The organism is Prosthecobacter sp. (assembly GCF_020439865.1).
Taxonomy (GTDB): Bacteria; Verrucomicrobiota; Verrucomicrobiia; order Verrucomicrobiales; family Verrucomicrobiaceae; genus Prosthecobacter.
In genome coordinates, this window is the sequence record NZ_JAGRPF010000102.1 from 43,777 (window position 1) to 64,377 (window position 20,601).

At 60.1% G+C, this 20,601-nt stretch carries 1 protein-coding gene; it reads right to left on the reverse strand.

Translation table 11 applies throughout. The features are described from left to right. Positions 1-72: 72 nt before the first annotated feature. Positions 73-20,043 carry an autotransporter-associated beta strand repeat-containing protein gene (locus tag KDL09_RS11015; protein WP_294384728.1) on the reverse strand — a complete coding sequence of 6,657 codons (19,971 nt, stop codon included), beginning with the start codon at positions 20,041-20,043 and terminating at the stop codon, positions 73-75. Between the last annotated feature and the right edge of the window lie 558 nt (positions 20,044-20,601).

A 20,601-nucleotide genomic window follows, 5' to 3' on the forward strand; every position in this document is an offset into this window, starting at 1 on the left:
CTCATCCGGCGGTGGCCAGGCATAGGTCCAAGGGACCACCACGCGGACGAGGGCTGCACCGGGCTCCTGCTTTCAGACAGTCCTCCGGCGACGGCGGCCGAACATGAGTCCCATGAGACCGAGCAGGAGGAGAACTGTGCGGGATGGCTCAGGGACTACGACGATGATGCCATACTGGCTGAAGGCACTGACGTCCCAGCCCAGACCAACCCCCAGGCCAAGCAGGTCCAGGTCTCCGGCCGACACATTGCTGCTGGCGTCATAGAAGGCGCTGGAGCCGGTGGTGAAGGTGCCCCCGATGTTGGTCATGGCCTGCCAGTCGATCAGATTGAACACCTGGCCGTAACTTGCTCCACTGAAACCAACATTGCTCACCACGATGGAGCCATCACCAAAGGTGGCAGAAGCGCGGGTTCCAACGCTGAGGCTCGAATTGGCTCCGGTGAGATTGAGGAAATCATGGTTCGTGGAACTCGTCGGCGCCACGTTCCAGATGGCCAGCGCCTCCAAGCCGTCTGCGCCTGCCGCCCCTCCGTTGTCCGCCACGCTGTTAAACAGGTCGGCAGCGGTGGCGTAGGTGCCACCGTTGAACTCATATTGACCGTTGATGAAGGTCACCGTCGTTCCGTTGGTCGGACTGGAAACTTCCATCTGGATCTGCGAACCGTTGCCCACGGTCAGGGCCGTGTCAGCAGCCGTGAGAGTCATGGTGCCGCTGGCATTCACTCCGTAATTGGCGCCCGTCCCTGTGCCTGTGCCAACGGCCAGAATGCCGATGCCGCAATCTCCATCACCAATCGTCACAGCGCCGCCGATGGTGCCATTGCCTGAGAGGACCGCCGCATCTGTCAGCGAGCCGAAATCTTTGCTCACTGTCACCGCACCGGTGCTAAGGCTGCCAGTGCTTCTGAGATTAAGTTCGCCATTGTTCACCGTGGTGTCACCCGTGTAGGTGTTGGCGGCGCTTAGAATCAACGCACGGGAACCTTCCTTGATGATACCACCGTTCTGGATGACGGTTTCGATAACAGCATCGTTCCGGCTGGGGTTTGTCTGCGTGGTCTGGACCGTGATCGTGCGGCTGGTGCCGCCAAGGTCGAGGATGCCGTCGGTGCTGCGGGTGGCGAGGCTGCCGGAGCCGGTGATCAGCATTTGATACTCCGTCGTGCTGCCGTCATTGACGCGGTTGTTGTTGAAGGTGATGTCACCCGCAACGGTCAACACTCCGGTCGCGCCCGTCCGCACTGTGGCCCCGCCGGTGGTCGCGGAACTCATCGTCAGGCCGCCAATTGTTTCATTGAAGTCATTGAGATCAAACCGGGCGTTGAAACCACTGGTCGCCGTCAGTTCGACACTGGCAGTATCGGCGATCTGATTGCTGGCGAGAAGTTTGACGGTTGCCACTGCCGTGCTGGTGCTGATGAGCACGCCGCCTGTGCCGAGAGCATTGCCCGTTGTGTTGTTCAACTCAACGGTGCCTGCTTTGACGGTGGTCAGACCAGTGTGAGTCGTGGCTGTAGTGCCAGCGAGCTGCAAAGTGCCGGTTCCCAGCTTGGTCAGGTCACCACTGCCGCTGATGGCGAGGTCGGTGGCGACCACGGAGAGCGCACCGGTATCGATGGTGCCTCCGCCACTGAGGATCACCAGGTCGCGGCCGCCAAGGTCGTCAGCGTAATCGCTGGCCAAACTCAGCGCGCCACCGGCAAGGGTGATGTCACCCTGGGTGCCTGCGCCGGTGCCGCCGATGTTGTCATTGTCATGAATGAGCAGCGTGCCTTCGTTGACCGTGGTGCCGCCGGTGTAGGTGTTCACAGCGGTGAACTCCAGCGTGCCGCGACCCGATTTGGTCACGGACGCACCCGTCGTGTTCAGCGGTGAGGCGACCGTGGCGGTGAGCGTTGCGGTGTTGGTTGCAGAGGACGGGTTGACCACAAAGAAAACGTACTCGCCGCCCGCCGTCTGGATGCCATCCACGAAACCACCGAGGATGACACTGTGCACGGTGCTGGCCGCAGCACCGGTGTTCTGGGTGAAGAGGAAGGTTCCGCTCGTGTTGGTCAGTGTGTTGCCGGCGCCGGCTCCAGTGACATTGATGGTTCCCGCGCCAGTGCTGTTCTTGTTGATGACAAGAGAGTTGACAGTCTGGGTGGTGAGTCCAGTGAGATCTGCAGACAGGTTTTCGCGGACGTTGTCTGTGGATCCACCGGCCCCCGAGAAGGTGCTGTATTCCGTCGTGAGGTCCAAAGGACGGATGCCGGCACCGCTGACATAGGTGACCAGCGAGTTGCCCATATGGGTGTCAGCAAGACCGCCCGTAAAAGTCTGGCCAATGGCCCATGGCACGATGCTGATCGTCTTGCTGGCGGCTGCGCCACCTCCTCCAACAAGAGTGTTGATAAACGCCGTTTGATTGCCTGCATTGGTAATCTCGAACTGTGCGCGCTGTGTGTTTGTGGTGCCCAGATTGGTTCCACGAACGTTAAGTGTGGCACTATTGCTCCGCAGCAGATTGGTCATCTGCAGATCCGGGTCGTCGTTGGCAGTCGTCGCCTCAAGCGTCACATAGCTTGCTCCCGATGCAGCAGTGACCACTCCAACAGCCTCACTGTTGGTGCTGTCCTGATCGGAACGGATGGCGAGCCCACGCGGGCGAGTTTCACCAGAGAATGATCCATCGGCGGAATTGAGCGTGATAGTCGCGGTGCCGAGAATGCGGTCGCCGGAACGGGTGCCCCCATTGTTGTCCAGAAGCAGATTACCACCCTTGTTGATGGTAAACGCCTTTGCGTTCGCCAGGCGGCCGTTGCCGCTCAACTGAAGGAGTCCCGAATTGATCACCACGCTGCCCGTGAAGGCCGTGGTCGTCGTCGCATTCATGTTAAAGTTGAAGGTTGAACCGTTCAGGGTGAACACGCTGTTCGTGCCACCAGTAAAGACGCCGGTGTAGGTCGTATTTGCGGTCTGATTGATCGTCAACTGGCCTGCGGTGCCGAGGATGATGGACACCGCCCCGCTCGTGGTGGCCAGATGGCCGACCGTTTCGCTGCTGCCGCTCGTAATTGCGAGCGTCGTTCCCGTGCGCATGAAGACACCTGCATTATCAGCGATCGCGTTGCCACCGCTGAGTTCAACGATGCCCTCGTTAATGTTCAACTGGCTGCCGTTGGCAATGAAGGAATTGTCGCCGGACAAGACAAGCCTGCCGATCCCGGTCTTGGTGATGCCGGCGCTGTTGACGATGTTCGAGTCGATAATGAGCGCACCGAGAGCGTTGTTCTGATGGACAATGATTTCCCCCAGCGGTCCGGACGCGCTCCCGAACAGTTCGCCGCCGACAATCTTCATGTCCACCGCACCCAGACCGGCATCGACCATGATGCCGCCGCTCGAAATCTGCAGCTGGTTATTGGCAGAAATGGTGAGCGTGGAGGCACTAGTGGAGGTGAAGGTGAGGCTGGAGATCGTGGTACAATCGGCAGGAAGGCCCGTGACGGCACCGTCAATGATGATGTCCTGACCGGAGATCCAAGCGCTCGGATCATTCTGCGTAACGAAGGTGGCCTGGACAATGTCACCACTGCCGTCGATGGCCGCGAAACGCTCGGTTCCCGCTCCGGTCTTCACGGTGGCGAAACCGAGGGTGCCGGCGGGGCTGGTGGAAGTGGCCTTGGCGTCAGTCGTTGAGTACTCGAAGGCTAGCACGCCACCCACCACCGAGCGTGTGAACGCACCGAGATTGAGAGTGAGGGTCTGTGCCAGGCCGTTGTTCAAAGCCAACGTCGTGATTCCGGGCAGAATGGTGGTGCTTGCGACACTTTGGACCGTAGCGGTCGAGGCATTGCCGTTGAGGGTCAGTGTTGCATCGGTGGTCACTCCTTGCAGCCCGAGATTCAGCACAGCACCGATCTTGCTGTTGTTGTTGGTCGTGTAATCCAGGATCAGGTTACCCTCGCGAATGTTGGTGTTGCCGGTCGAGGCAACATCACGATCACCTGAAAACGTGACCGTTTGAGAGTTCTGTTTGTAGATCTGACCGTTGCCCGCGAGGGTGATTCCCGCATCGATCGACCCGTTGCGCAAATCCTTGCTGCCCGCCGTGGTGATAATTCCGGTACCGGTGATGTTGCCGATGTTGGTGCCGTTCCCAAGGAGGAGGCCATTGGCGCCGATGCTGATGTTAGCGCTGACCAGGTTGAGCAGGCCCGCGGCCCCAGCACTGGCGGAGGCGCTGTTACCGATCAGAAGCTGATCTGTTCCGGTCCCGATGCCGCCGCTGGTGGTGACATTAATCTGGCCGCCGTTCTGAATGAAGATGTCGTCACCGGTATGGACCTGTGAGGTGGAACTGATGTTCACGATGGCGCTGCCTTGCACCCCGGTGCCGTCCACGACGACATCGTTCGATGCGTCGAGAGACTCACCCACGGTCGCATTGACAACGCCGGTGTTGATTTGAATCACGTCCGTGACCTCAATCTTCGCATTGATGGTCCACTCACCCGTGCTGCTGAAATTCACGTCCTTGGTGGTGCCGGTGCCATTCAGGATGCTGATGTTGCCGTTGATCACACCGCTGCCCGCCCCGTTGAAGGTGAGACTGTTGTTCGAGGTAATCGTATAGGTGCCATTCAGAGTGAGATCGGCCGCCGCATTCACCGAATCGCCCACCGTGATGGTGCTGTTGGCTCCCGAAGCATCAATGTTCACGCCGATCACCGCCGCACCGGGGTCATTGGTCGCATCATACACAATATTGCCAGGGAGAGTGATCAGGCCTTTGGTGACGGCCGAGTCCAGAAACTGCGCGATGCCGTTCACCCCGCCGCCCAGCGTCACATTGCCGACAACGGTGTAGTTCTTGCCGTTGAAGTCCATCGTGGCCGTCGTGTTGGCATTGGCGAAGACCGACAGATTCCCCGCAGGAGCAAAGGCGCTCGACGAACCGAGTTGCAACGTACCTTCACGCACGACGGTCGTGCCGGCGTAGGTCGCCGCACCGTCGATGATCTGGGTGCCGGCTCCCGTCTTCTCGAGATTGAAGTTGTTTTCGTTCGTCCCACCACCACCAAGGGCACCGGAGAATGTCGTTGAGCCGCTGGCAGGGCCGATGGACAGCGTTGAGATCGCTGCGTTGCCGCCGACGACCTTGCTGCCGGCGAAGGCACCATTGCTCAGGCCGCCGATGATCGCTTCGGTCGCAGCCGTGGTGTTGCCGACTTGCAGCGTGGCGGCCGTGGTGCCCGTACCGAGAACGACATTCAGGCCGGAGTTGAGGCTGCCCGTATCATCGAAGACGAGGATGCCGGTGTTCATCGCAAGCGTGCCGGTCATCGTTGCCGCCGTGCCTGAGAAGATCAGGCTGCCCGCGTTGGTCACCAAATCGTTGACCGTCAGTGTCCGGGTCGTGCCGGTGAGACCACCCGAGAGGGTCAGTGTGCGGGCGGTGTCCTCGATGTTCCAAGATTGATCCTGCAGCAGCGCCACGATCGCGCTGATGCCCACATTGCCGACACCAGTCTCGAGCGTGATACCAGTTGTAGGTGAACCGGTGTTACCCAGGATGCTCAATGTGTTTATGCCGTTGGAACTGCCAATCGTCGTTGCTGCGTTGCCGGTATGGAAGATCAGCTCCTTGATCGTCATGTTGGCACCAAGCGTCGTGTTAAAGTTCGCCGCACCTGTCGCACTGAAATGGACGATCGAACCCGAGTCCGGTGCCACCTGGGTGTCGATTCCCGATGACGCATCCGTATCCCAATTCGACGTTCCAGAAAGCGTCGCGGCCCAAGCCCCCAGACCGAGGCCCGAAAGATCGCCCTTCCACCAGGCATCCGTCGCGGCAGTGGCGGCGGTCGGAGTGAGCACCAACTGGTCCGCGCCACCACCACCGACGCCACTGTCAAGACGCAGCGTGTAGGTGAAGGCACCACCGTTGAAGACGTAGGGGTTGAGGTCGAACGAGCCAGAGGCTGAGATCGAGGCAGCATCCACGCCGTTGATCAAAACATAGTCCTGACCGGCGGTTGGAGTGCCGTTCACATAGACGGCAGTGGTCATTGTGCCATTGACCGTGAGGGTCTGACCTGTGGCGATGTTGAGCTGTGTATTAAAAAGTCCGTCAATGCCAAAGCCGAGCGCGCCGCCAGTGCTGGATCCGACGGTAACGCGGTTTCCAGTTCCCGAGAATCCATAGACCTGGTTGGCCACATTGCTCGTGCCCGTCAGAGCAAACTGAGCACCGTCGGCGACGGACAGGCTTGTGGTCGTCGTCGGGAACGCTCCCGTGCTGCCCATGAAGAGCTTGCCACCGCTCACCGTGGTTGTGCCGACGTAGGTGCTCGTGCCTGAGCCATTGATGACCAAGGAGAGCGGACCGTCCTTCACGAGGTTGAAATTACCCTCGTTTGCGCCAGCGCCGCCGATGTTGCCTGCGAAGGTCGAGATCGCGGACAGATTGAATGTCAGCGTGGACATGGCGGCATTGCCGGAGACGATCTGATTGGCGGTGCCCGTCCCTGCCGAGGCCAGCGAGGTGAAGGTGAGATCGAGCGGGGCTGAACTGTCGCCGATCTGGAGGATGCCCGATGTGCTGCCACCACCCATGATGAGGCTCTGGCTGGTGCCGAGGGGACTGCTGCCGCCGACGGAAAGCGCGATGAGCCGCCCGTTCCGCACCGTCGTGCTGCCGTTATAAGCATTCAGACCACCGAGCGTGAGAGTGCCCGTTCCAGCCTTCACGAAGTTCAGCGTGGACCCTGCTGCATTGGCGATCACACCACCGAAGACCGTGCTCGTGTTGTTCGCACCTGCGGTGAAGGTGATCGTCCCGCTGGTGGCTCCGGTGTAAATCACACCACCCTGCGTCGCGCTGTTGCCGGCGAGCGAACCCACCGTCACCACGGAGCCTCCATTTGTAATGTCGACGAGACCTCCCTCATTCACGGTCAGTGCCGTGCCCGTGGGCACCGCATCCACCGTTCCATACCTCAGGATGCCATCGTTGACGGTGGTCGCACCAGTGTAGGCGTTGCTGTTGTTCCCGAGCACGAGAATGCCGTCCCCTGCCTTGGTGATTGAACCGGAGCCTGTGATGATGCCGCCAAGAGTCAGGCTCTTGGTGGCCATATCCACCGTGATCGTGTGGTTGCCGGCAGCCAGCGTAGTCGACCCGTTCAGAGTCAGGTTGAACACGTCGCTCAATGAGAAATTGCCGCTGATGGTGAAGTCGTTGGCAATGACGCGGTTGTCGGCCGTCGAAGAGAGGAAGGTGTTGTTCCCGATCGTCAGATTGCCGCTGGAAAGGGCGCTGTTGTTGCCCAGCAAAAGACCGCCGGCCTGAAGGTCAAAGTTGCCGGTCCAGGCATTGGCTCCGCTGAGACGCAGGACGCCGCCGCCAGCCTTGATGATGTCCTCACCTTCGATGGAGGCATTGATGATCAAATTCGGCAGGATGGGATTGAGAACCGTGGAGTTCCACTCCACCGGATTGACGGTGATGGTGGTCGTGGCCGAACCGAGAGCCAGCTTGCCGTTGACAGTGGAGGTGGCATTGGAGCTGACATTCTGACCGCTGGCGGTGATGCTGCTGCCAGTAACCGTCAGGGTGCCCACGCCCGTGGTGACCTGTGGTGTGGTGCCACCATGATTGTTGAAGACCAGGTTGGCCACCGTCTGGTTGTTGCCGTTGAGGTCGAGTATGGCGCCGCCCATGATCGTGACGGTCGCCGCCTCATTGATCTGGCTGTCGAATTCAAGGAACACGGTCGAAGTCCGGTCGTTGTAGAGGCTGCCCGCGTTGCTGCTGTAGCCACCTGTGATCGTAAGATCCCCCGGAACGGCAAAGGTCGTGGTGCCGTCTGCCGATCCGTTGTTCAGCCTGACCTGGCCGGCATTGACAAAGGTGCCCCCAGTATAGGTGTTGGAACCATTGATGAAGAGGTCATTGGTTGTCAGGAGCGTGCCCCTGCCAACAGTGGCGTCGATCACGAGCGTGACGGAGCCGCCAGCGGCGTTGTCCACGATGTTGGCACCAATGCGCACGTCGGCGTTGCCGGTGTTGTCGGCCTGCCCGTTGAACCAGGAGAGAGCATGGAGGTAAAGATCAGCGGGAGCAGCCGTAGTTCCGGCAGTCAGATTGCCATTCAACACGGCGATGTTGTTAAACAGGGCCGTTGTGGCGACAGGTGAAAGGATCAGGCCGCCGCTTGCCAAGGTCAGCGTGTTGCCACCCAAGTCGAGGGTGCTGTCGTCCGTAGACGTGGTCGGAGCCTGGATGTTGAGGCTGTTCACCGTGCGGTTCGCCGTCAGAGTCGTGATCAGCCCCCCGTTGGGAAGGACGATGCGGATGTTGTCCGTGGCGAGGCCTTCATCAAGGACGTTCGGCGAGTAACCGGCGAACCCCTGCGTGTTCAAGCCGCCGACCCCTTGTCCAGGAATGTAGCTGGCGAACTCACGCTCAAAGATAGCCCAGCCACCAATGAGATTGTTCGAGAGTCCATCGCCGAGGTTGGTCGTGGCCACGCCGTTGAGCGTGTTGATGAAGAGACGCTCGTCGTCGTTGGGTGTGGCGTCGATGTTCAGGAATCTGACCGTCGCATGGGAACCTGCGGCGCGGTCAAGGCTGAGGAAGGTGGCGTCGGTCTGATTCACGGCAGAGCCGCCTTCAGCGAAGTCGATGATGCTGTTGCCCTCCCCAAGCGTCACGGCACCAAAGGTCTCGGTCGTGTAAACAGCCGGAACGCTGCGGAGCTGAAGCATCGATCCGCGCAGACTGATGGTCGCGGCGTCATTGATGCGATCCGTCAGGTTGCCGGGTTCCGTGGAATTGGCACTGGCGGTGATCAGCAGGGTGGCGTTGGTGAGTTCGATCGAGGTCGTGGCGCTCAGGCGCCCACCATTGTTAAGAATGACGCGACCTCCGTTGAAGAGTGTCGGACCCGCGTAGGTCTGATCGGCATAAAGGTTCCAATCATTGGTCGTGTTTGCCGCATTGGAGCGCACCACGGCGATGTCTCCCTGAATGGAACCGGCGAAAATGGAGGACGATCCAGCCATGGCAAGCGTCGCCTGGGTGCCGGAAGAATTGATGACCGTGCCGCCGCCGATATGGGCGTCGTTACGCGCGAGGACCGCACTCTGGCGCGATTCCAGGATGTTGACCTGCTGCACCGTGCCATTGAGGTCGAGGATACCGCCTTCGTTCACCCACATGTTCCTTCCGGGCAGGATGGTCTGATCGCCACCGCCGAGTTTAAGGATGCCGTCATTGACCATGACGGTGCTGTGATTGGTGTTCCCCGCCGCAAGGGTGAGCGTGCCGGGCCCCGATTTGGTCAGCGCACCGGTCGTACCGGCAATCGGGATGGTGAGGATGAGATCACCGACGGTATGGATGTCCAGTTCACGGTTGCTCGTCGTGGTGAGATAGCTCACTCCGGAGAAGCCGGTGATGCCGGTGTTGCCCGCCAGCACAATCATGCCGCCGCTGTCCAAGGTGAGCGGCACGTAGTTGAGCGAGACACCACCGCCTGCATCGAGCCGCAGCGAGTTGATCGTGGTCAGACTGCTGAGCGTCTCATTGGTCGTGAGGTTGACGTTGTCATTGACCGTGAGGGTGGAGGACTGCTCACCGGCAGTGAGCGGACGCAGGATGTTGGTGCCTGTGTTGGCCCCGGCGGCGGCTGAGTCAGCAGTGAGGAAGAAGGTGCCTTCGCCCGTGAGGCTGGTATCACCGTAGGCCCAAGGCAGGATCGATTTGTTGGTGCTGCCGGTTCCGCCGGTCTGGCCGATGAAGACATAGGCCCCGCCTTTGATCGTGGCGACGCCAGCCCCTGCGGCGTCACCCAGATTGTCACCTCGGACAATCAAGGTCGCCTGCGCCGAGCGGGCGACGGTTCCGGTGGTGAAGTCGAGTTGCTGGGCGGCATCCGCATCGAAGGTGAGATAGGACGTGCCTTCGCGAAGGGTGAAGGTTCCAACCGTTTCGGAGGTGGCTGCACCAGAGTCGCCGATGATGGTCAGGTCAGCGCCGGAGATATTAATGTTGCGACCGCTGAGGCGGTTATTGACCGGAGTGCCCGAGTTGTTCAAAACGAGAACGCCAGTCGGGTTCAGATAGACCGTCCCAGGTGCGCTGATCGTGGAGGCACCGATGGTGCCCGCGCCATTGATCGAGAGCGTGCCGCTCTTGATCACCACCTGCTGGGAGTTGAAGGCATTGGCCACCTGAATGTTCAACGTGCCCGAGCCGAATTTCGTAAGCGTGCCCACCCCGTTGGCACCCGTGCGCGTGATCCCAGTCGTGGTGAGATTGATCGTGCCCTCCCCCCCGAAACCGATCCAGTTGTCGCGATTGCTGCCACCTGTTCCCAAGCCGAGGACAATGCCGCCCTCAACGTTCAGAGTGGAACCCAAGTCTGCCGTGAGCGTGCCCGAACGGGAATTGCTGTCCGTCGTGGTTGTGTCGATGGTGATCGCACCGGTGAGGGTGTTGACTCCCCCGGTGCTGTGAATGGCGCCACTTGAATTGGGACCGTTGCTTGAAGAGTTGTTTGTCGAAGCGATTCGGATGTCATCCGCCACGGTGACGCCACCGGGCAGTTCGAGGGAGGCGCCAACGTTGTTGATAATGAGCTTGCCGGTCGTGGTGCCCAGAGCAGCTCCGTCGGTGATACGCAGGACGCCCTGTCCGATGGTCAGGTCGCCATCCCAACCTGCCTGAGCCTGGGTCAGCACCAAGGTGCCCAGGTCGTTTTTGCGAAGGGCATTCGTGGCAGTGGCGAATGTGAACGCGTTGTTGAGCGTGAAAACATTGGCACCCGTCACGTCGATGCCGCTGCTTGCCGCGTTGAGGTTGATGATGCGGCTGGTCGCAAAAGTGCCGGAAATTCGGAGACCTTCAGCGAGACTGTTCGATCCGATCTGAATGATGTTGGCGAAATCGCCAAACGCGGTGTTCGAGGCCGCCTCCACGGTGCCATTGGTGATGTCGATGGTGCCAATGAAGCTGTTTAAAGCATTGCCCAGAACGAGGGTGCCGTTGCCACTCTTTGTGAGATCCGTGCTACCGCTGAGAACGCCGGACAAGATGAGGCCCGCCGGCTGGAGTGAAGTATTGGCGTTGTTGACGGTCCAATTGTTGCCCGATGCCAGCGCAATGTTGTTCGGAATGTCGAGGCCGTAGTTGTTGTTGTTGGTGAGGGTAATGCCATTGGGCAGGACCGACGAAGTAAGGCCCGTGAGAGCGAGGGTCTTGAAGGTCGCCGTGGGGAAGTAGTAGCCGGAACCCGCACGACCGATGGTCAGCGAAAGGTTGGCGCCGTTCACCGGCTCGAAGGTGACCGTGCCAAGATTGATCGTTTCAACTCGGCTCGTGCCATCGCCATCATGGAAAAGCGTGAACACATTGCCATTGGTCAGCCCTTCCAGGTTGATGTTGGCGGTGTTGCTGATCCCGGTGATGTTGAGACCGATGATGTTGCCAGGGCCGGCTTTTGTGATGGTGTTCACTCCGGCGACTCCACCAATGTCGGTGACCGATCCAATGCCGGTGATGGCGCCGCCGAGCACGACGTTCAAATAAGGCGTGACGACATTCGCCACGAGACCTCCAACGCCGAGTGTGCCGAACGTCAGGTTGCCATTCAGAGTCATCGTGTCCGTGCTGGTTCCGATATTGTTGAACACCGGGTTGACCGTTGTGGATGTCCAGTTAAATGCGTTGCCGACTGTGCGGCTGCTGTCATCGACAAAGAGCGTGGTGCCTGCAGCCATGGTAACATCCCCACGTCCGAGCGGGCCCGAAACCAGAGTGTTGGCCACCGTACCACTGCTGTTTGCGCCGAGCACAATGCCGCCGCCGGTGACATTGATGCCGCCGGTGAAGGTGCTCTGGCCGCTGAACTCCACCAATCCCGCACCCGACTTGGTGATGCTGGAGCCGATTCCGCTGATCACCGAAGAGATTTCCAATGAACGATGGATGCCCGTATAAACCGTGCCGTCGATGTTCGGAGCTTCGACGCTGATGGTGTTCACTCCGCTGCTGATGGCGAGCGTGCCGCCGCTGATGATTGGTGTGGTGAGCGCGTTGTTGGTGGTGACCGTTACCGGCGCTGAGGACGTCAGCGTCAGCACACTGCCCGTCGGGATGCTCACCGTCGGGTTGCCGGTGCCCGCAGTGTTGTCGAAGGTGATGCTATTGAGCGTATTGTCCAGCAACGAGCCTCCCGCGAGCGTGAGAGTGGAACTGCCGGTGAGCGTCACATCGTTCGACGAATCAATCTGGCCGTTGTTGGCCACCATCGTGACCGTTGCATTGTTGATCTGCAGGCCGCCGGCGGGAATAACGGTGGTGAACAGGCCGCCTTCCAGACGCAGCGTGCCCTGCGCCACCGTGGTGCCACCCGTGTAGGTGTTTGCGTTGGTCAGCGTGAGCGTGGCAGCTCCTGATTTGACCAGCGCGGTGGCACCCTGGATGACGGAATTGATCGTGATCGTGTTCTGGTTGTTGTAAACGATGAGCTCGCTCACTCCACTGGTGATCACGCCTGGCACCAACAAGGTACCGATAGTGGTCGAGTTGTTGTTGTTGCTGCGCAGGATGCCTCCGAGTTCGAGATGCAGGACATCGGTCGAGTTGGTGAACTCGAGGTCATTGGTGAAGCCCCCCATGAAGCGAAGAAGGCCGGTGGTGGTCGTGCCGGCGGAGAGCGTCGTGGTCAATGCCGCGGCGGAACCCATGCCGAGGTTGGTGATGTTGCCGCTGCCGAAGCCGGCGTCATAGCCGACGAAACCGCCGTAGCCGACCCAGCCGACGCCGTTCGTCTGATTGTAGGCGGCGTAGTCGCTGGTATTGCCGATCGCCCACGCACCAAGCGCTCCATTGGCCACGGTGGTCAGCGGCGTGGTGATGATGAGCTTGGCATTGGTGCCTTCGGAACCCAGGTTCGTTCCGGTGAAATTGATGGTGGTTCCCGCACTGCGGGTCAGGCTGGCGATGGTGAGCTGCGCAGTGGCGATGGCTCCCGACCCGACGCCGCCAGTGTTGACCGTGATCGTGTTTGCACCTTTAAAGACACTCACCGCGCCGAGGGTCTCCGTCGTCATGTCCTGCACTTTGCCGTCGAAACGAATCGTGCCGTCGCGCAGCGTGATCGCGCTGGCGTCGTTGATGCGGTCGGAGACGGACGTCTGGAGACTGCTGTTGTTGTTGAGATACAGTGTCGCGTTGCGGATCGTGATCGCCGAGGTGTTCAGAATCGTCGCGTCGTTCTCGAGCGTCAGCGTGCCGCCCATCAACGTGGTCGAGCCGGTGTAGGTCTGCGGCCCTTCGAAGGTGAGCGTGTTGCCACCAATGCGCGCCAAACTCACCTGCCCGGTGATCTCCGTCGCGAAAGTCGTGCTGCCGCCGTTCATGTTCGTCACGAGCAAGGCCGCCCCGCCCGTGGACGTGATGGTGCCGCCCGTGCCCGGCAGCACGCCGGGATCGGTCAGTTGCGCGACGAACTGCACGTTGCCGTTGAGGTCGAGCGTGGACCCGGCGTTCATGTTGAGAAGCTGGTTCGGGAACATCGCGTTCAGCCCGACATTCAGCTTGAGCGTCCCATTGAGAAGGTTGGTCGTGCTCGTGATGAAGGTCGGCGTGTTAAGGTTGAGCGTACCGCCCTGCGCCTTGGCCCATCCAGACGTGCCGAGCAACGTGCTGTTCACGTCCAGCGCCGTCCCGGTCGCGACCTGAATATGGCCTGTGAGCGCGGCAAACTGAACAAGGCTCACATTGAGTGAATTGTTTCCACCGGTGTTCAGGATCGCCGCCGCGCTCAGCGTCAGCGTCCGGTCTGCTCCACTGAGGCTGATCCCGGTGCCGTTGAGTTTGATCGCATTGACGGTCTTGTCGACGGTGAGCCCGACACTGGCCGTCACGTCCATGGTGTCGGTGCTGGCCGCGGAATTGATGCTGCCCGCGTTGTAGCCGGAAAACGCCTTCACACCGAACTCGCCGTTGGCGTCCGTCGTGGCGTCGTAGGTGGCAAAATCACTGCCAATGTAGGTCCGCGGCATCATGCCGTTAATGAAGGCGTTGCCGGTGGGATCCGTTGCAAACTGAACACGATTGATGCTGCCAAGATCGGCGATGCCGATCAAGTTCAGCGAGGAACCGGTGTTGGGGAATGACACCGAGTCGAATTCGATCTTGTTCACGCCCGTGCCACCTGATCCGTCAGTCATGGTGATGTAGGTCTGCACGCTGTTCAGCGTGAGAGGACCCGCGTTGTGGGCAGAACCATCCGCATCCCCGATGATGTCGAGCGTGCCGCCCTGACCCGCGAACGCTCCGGCGCTGCTGAGGCGGCCGGACGGGTTGTCGCCGCCCGAGTTGTCGAGCCGGATGATGCCCGTCGGATTGAGTGCGAACGTGCCGTTGTTCCACGAGCCGTTCGTTCCGCTGAGAATGACGAGGTTGCGATTGACCGTCAACGTGCCGGTCGCCGTCGCCGCACTGGTCAGCTCCAACGAACCCACACCCGAAAAGGCCAGACCGCCCGCGCCGGCACCGCCATTTGCCACCACCCCGGTGATCGATGTGACGCCCGAACCGCGAATAGTCAGCGTGCGTCCGGTGTCGTTTTGCGAGAGGTTGAGTGTACCCGAAATCGTGAGGGTCTTGCCGGGATCGAGTTCGTTGAGCAGGAATCGATTCCCATTGTTGTTCACCAACCCTCCGGCGAGTTCGATGTTCTGGCTCCCGGCAATGGTTGCCTGATTGCCGTTCAGCAGCACAGAATTCTGAATGGCGTTCGCCCCCGTCAGATCGATTGCGGAAGTGAAGGTGCCGCCGTTGAGCTGCACGGTGTTAGCCGCGGTCCCGAGGCCCTGCGTGTTGTTTACGATGAGCGTGCCCTGACCCAGGATGAGTCCACCGGTGAACGTATTGGCGCCCCCCAGCGTGAAGGAGGCGTTGTCCCCGATGCGAATATCCAAGATCGTTGTGTTGGCGCCGGTGGCATCCTGGATTTCGCCGTTCCACACGGTGGAGCCGAAACCGCGCATAAAGATGGTGCGGGTATTCGCCTTGAAGTTGACAAGGTTGCCGTTGACCGTCAAAACCGCGCCGTTTTCGAGGGCGTTGGTGATGGTTTGGTCGTTGTTGCCTGTGCCCATCTGATAAGGGCCGTTGAGGGTGATGTCGTACATTCCGGCGAAAACCGCACCGGCGTTGTTGTTGTGAAACACGGGCTGGCTGAGGGTCAGGCCAGCCGGGTCGGTGGCGAAAATGCCGCCATTGGAGATGTTGAGTCCGCCGAACTGGATAGTGGTCCCAGCGGCAACCGTGCGCGCGGTGGAAAGGGTGACGTTCGACCCACTGATGGCCGTGATGATGTCGCCGTAGCCGATGCCGTTGCCATTCACATACATCCCCGGTGTCAGACCGGCGGTGCTCGAAACTGTCAGGGTCGTGGAACTGCCGCTGGTGACACCCGTGGTGACAACGCCCGCAGCGCCCAGCGATCCGCTGCCCGCCAGACCGAGAAGGCCGCCGTCTGCTCGCACACCACCGGTGAAGGTGTTTGCCGTATTGCCCAAAATCCAAACGCCGCCATCGAACTTGGCCAGTACCAGGCCAGCAGTCCCACTGCCGTCGCCAATCACCGAGTTGATCGTATTTCCATCCGTATTGATGCCGCGCAGTTCCATGAACAAGGTGAAATTCCCCGTCTTGTTGTTGTTGAAATTGTTCAGGACGAGCGCCCCGCTGCCGGAGCTGTCGATGCGGTAAGTGCGGGCCGCAGACAAGGCGGTCGTGAAGTTGATGGCACGGGTGGTTGTTTCACCGGAACCCACATAGAGGAGTTGCTGGGTGGTGTTGCCGGTGAAGTTCAGGGAACCGCCACCGACATTGGTGCCGAGACTCGAGGAAGTGGCCCCTGCCGCACCAATGGAGGTCACGATCAAGGCACCGCTGCTCAGAATGCTGGTGTTGCCGTTGTAGGTATTGGCCCCGCCCAGGATCAGGTTGCCGCCGCCGGTGACGTTGAGCGCACCCGTGCCGGTGCTGTTGCTGATGACGCCTGAGACGGTGGCGTAGTCCAATGCGGTGAATCCATTGTCATCCACCTGGATGGTGCGAGTGCCGCCATTCAGATCGATTCCGTTTCGGAAATCTACGTCAGCCCACGAGGTGTTGGAACTCAGGAACAGCGTCTGTGTGCCCCCCGTGCCGACGAAACCACCTGATCCCCACTGGAGCGTGGCTCCAGCGCCGCCGAGATTGACCACCAACGGAGCCGTAGAAGCGGCAAACCCGCCACCTCCTGTCGAGCCCCCCCAAGTGACGCTGCCCGCTGTGGCAGTCGCGGCAACTGAGCGGTCAAAAACCCCCTTGGTCTGGAGAACCCCAGAGCCGGTGGTCAGTCCTAAAACGAGGGCGCTGGTCGTCGGAAGCGTACGCGTGAGAGCGGAACCATCGTCCCCCACCCGCAGGACACCACCATTGATGGTCGTGTTGCCGGTGTAGTCGTTGCCAGTGTTGGTCAGGATCCAGAGGCTGCCGTCGGACTTGGTGAATGAAAGCGCTCCGCCGTTCGGGTTGTCGGTGAGCCGCAGGTTCATCTCGTTGTCGCCATTGGAATCGCCTCGCAGAGTCAGCGTCCGCGCCCCAGTGCCAGAGAAGCGCACATCCCCCGGGTTATTGAAGATGAGGGTCGCTCCACTGGCGACATTTTCGCGATTGGGACCGCCAAACCGAGGATCCGAAAAGATCGTACCGTTACCCGCCAGCGTGAAAAGGCGGTTGATGCTCACCGAGGGCGTGTCTGTGGGCTGATAGAACGTGCCATCCGAGCCCCGGTAGTAAAGCACACCGCCGTTGAAGACGAGGCTCGCTGCGTTGGTATCGTCGTTCGTCGCATCGCCCGTTCCGAGGCCGCTCGCCACACCAATGTCGGCCAACGAAGTGACAATGTAGTTGCCGGCATTGATCTCCACACCGCCGCTGAAAGTTTGCGGACCTTGAATGCGGAAACTGCCCGAGCCGTTTTTCACCAGCGTAATTGCGCCTGCAATCGTGCCTGTGAAAAGGCTGCTGGCGTTCGCATTGCCCACACGAAGAGAGGCCAGGGCGCCACTGTTGATGATGGAACCAGCGCCATTGAGTTCGTCAATAGAACCGGTCGATGAAGCCGTCGAACCGAGGCTGTTGCCGTTCAAGTCGAGGGTCGCCCCCTGTCTCAGGGCCACGTCCATGCTGGTCGCGCCTAGCCGCGCACCGGTCCCCAGTTGCACCACGCCTTCATTGATGGACACCTTGCCGGTCCCTGAGGCACCGGCATTGGCGGCGCCGAGAACCAGCGTGCCCGCACCCAGTTTGGTCCAACCACCCGTCGAAGACGCAAGGATTGGCGTGTTTAGATTTAGCGTATCTCCTGCGCCATCGGTGCGAAACACCAAGTCGCCGGACCCACCGGAGGTGATGCCCGAACCACCGCTGATAGTGACCGTGCTGCCGCCTGTAACGAGGATACCGCCGGCGGTATTCGCGCCATTGTTGATGGTCAGCGTTTGCGCGGCCGCCAGAGTCAGGGCGCGTGTGTCGTTGAATTTGATCCCCGCGTTGATGGTGGCATCGAGCTGGGCAGCGATATCGGCGGTGTTGACAAGATAAGGTGTTGTGTTGCCGCCCACCAAGCTCGCTCCGGTGGCTTCAGTCGTGTAAGTCGCTGCTGTCACCGCGCTGCTGGAGGCAAAGTCAGCACCGTTGTAGAACAGATGCGCATCCAAGATGCCGCTGGTGTCCGACGCACCCGTGAGGGTGATCGAACTGCCTGCATCAGTGACGAAGTTGATCCCCGCACCTGCCGAAATCGTGCCAAGGGAACTGAAAGTCAGAGCCGCACTGCCGCCGCTGCCAGAAACCGCTGCAACTGTACCGGCACCCGCGGTGGCCACCAGCGCTCCGACCGTTTCCGAACTGGCGTTAGCACCGTCTCCCACGTATGCAAAAGTACCGCCCGCCGAATTGGTGAAGAGACTGGCATCAAATGTGATGCTGTTCGCATCCGGCAATACATTGACCGAACTGCCCGAGAACGTATCGGCCAAGGCGAGGATGCCCTCGGTGATCGTGGTCGAACCCGTGTAGGTGTTCGCTCCCAACAACGCCCAGGTGCCGGAACCGAACTTCAATACCGACGTCGTATTCGTGCCACTGTTGTCAGGAATTGCACTGGTGATGAGATTGTTGCCGGTGTTTGATCCACCCAAAGTCAAAGTCTTGATGCCCGCCCCCGTAGCGGAGATGGTGCCAGCAATCGTCACCGGTCCGGTCCCGTTCGACAGGATGATGGCCCCGCCCGTGGTGCCGGTCAGGCGCAGGTTCTTGGTCAGCGTTTCGGCGGCACCGGTGTATTCCAGTGCGCCGGTGACCGTGGTGGCACCGATGTTCAACTGGGCGGTGTTGTTGTTGATGGCCCCAAAAGATCCGATCGACAGCGTACCCGCGTTCACATTGGTGGCACCTGTGTAGGTGCTGGCCGTACCCTCGAGCCAAAAGATGCCGTTGCCGCTCTTGGTCAGCGCGTGCCCCGCCCCCTCGCCAAGGTAGCTGCCAGTAATCCGCGTGTTGCCATTGCCGCCCACAGTGAACGTGCGCGCCGTACCTTCGTTATGCCGGATCGAGCCATCGAAGGTGAGACGGCCGTCGGCATTGTTGACGAACGCCGCATTGGCGGCACTGCCCCAGGTCGTGGTGCCGCCAGCACCATTCGATGCGCTGATCCAGAAGTTGTAGCCATTGCGATTGTCGAAAGTCAGCGTGCCCGACTCCATTGTCAGGTTGCCAAACTTGATGGTCTCATTGAGACCGCTGCCATCGAAGGCACGAGTTGCGTACATGCGTGCATTGATATTGTTGCGGATGTAGACATTTCGCGTGTCGAAATTCGGCGCGTCCGTGTGGATTTCCAAGAAACCACCGCTGGCGAAATCAATCGCGCGGTTGCTGGTGCTGACCCCCAAGGCACCATTGTCAGACACGCGAATGGTGCCGCTGTCGGGTCGAATCGTCTCGCGGAAGTCGTTGTTGGGATTTGTCAGCCACAACGTGCTGGCCAAGGGGCCCCCACTGCTCTTGATCAATCGATCAGTTCCCGTGTCGAAACCGGACACCTGTCCGTTGACGATGATGTTGCCGTTGCCGAGGAAGTAATTGACCGCCGAGGCGCCAAGATAAACGTCACCATTGACGGTGGTGGTGCCATAAGTGGCAACAAACCGCCCTTCCGAGGCCGGCCCGGAGAGGTTGATGTCACCGTTGAAGATGTTGCTGCCCACGCTCACCAAGCCGCCGGAAGCATTGACCGCACCCGGTCCGCGGCCGCTGATGCTGATCTCGCGCGTCATCGTGACCGGTCCAGAGTTGCCGTCCACCACGAGCTGCCCGCCCGTGAAGCCGGGATTCCCGGTGTTGGCGATGCCATTGATGGAGATGGTGCTGGTGGAGGCACCGAGCTGACCTTCGTTCGTGATCACCAGGGCACCAGCGTTGATAACGGTGTCACCAGTGTAGCTGTTGGAGTTGTTGCCGAGGAACAATGTGCCGTTGCCCACCTTTGTCAGGCCGGAGGTACCGGCAATGAGGGAACCGATGGTTGCATGAGTGAACGCCGCCACATCCACCCGAGCCAGGTCGCTAAGGGTCAGCGTGTCGCCTGTGATCAAGTAATCTGTCGTGGTGAACGTCAACCCGCCCGCCGTAATGGCCTCGCCAAGTGTCACTGTCCCCGCAGTGCCACTAAAGAGCGCCGTGTCATTGCCTGCATTGGTCCAAGCCTGCATAGCGCCTCCATTGTCCCAAAGATTCGATGCAGTTTGATCCCATGTTCCAGTGCCGCCGGTGGGACTGCCGGTGGTACCATCAGCATCCCAAAGAATGGTTGCTCCTTGAACTTGAAGGGTCCAGAACGGAAAAAACACCGCCAGTAAGACGCAGACGGGACGTTTGAGATGACGACGAAGAAGGTTCAATAAGACGCTGGATTGCTTCATCTCTGGTGGTTGGGGTGCTAAGGGCGGGTGGGAGAGGGATTCAGATGCGATTAGCTCAGCATCTAGGAACTGCGTTTTCGATACTGAATTATGTGCTTACTATGACATAACTCGCTCATTCAGAACCATCAGCTAGTGGTTCATTGTTTGTTTAAGCCTTGGGAGTTCCGCCATAAACCATGTGCTAAAGTCCACACCGCCAAGGCTGCTTTAGTTTGTTTAAGTCTTGGGAGTTCCGCCATAAATCATTCCCTTGCCGACACTAAACTCAACCAAGCAACCCGTCTGCAAGCCCGCCTCCCTCATTCTGCCCGTTGCTGCTCTCCTTCAGCGTGGGCACACTCAGGGGAAATCGGGGGCGCCAGCTCCCTCAACATCTTCGAATCCGCGTCGCGCGTTCCAGAAGAACCATTCAGCAAATGACCTCCCGTCAGGACAGAGCCTGCTCTGAGGCATGCCAGAAGCAGGCATGAAACAACAGAGGGGACGGACCGAATGCTTCGATCCGCCCCTTCCTCTCCCAACCCGGTCCGGCACTCAACGCTCGGAACCGGATGA

What these genes read in the sequence shown, in the direction of transcription:
- KDL09_RS11015 (WP_294384728.1), bottom strand. Translation starts at nt 20,043, where the DNA reads ATGAAGCAATCCAGCGTCTTATTGAACCTTCTTCGTCGTCATCTCAAA.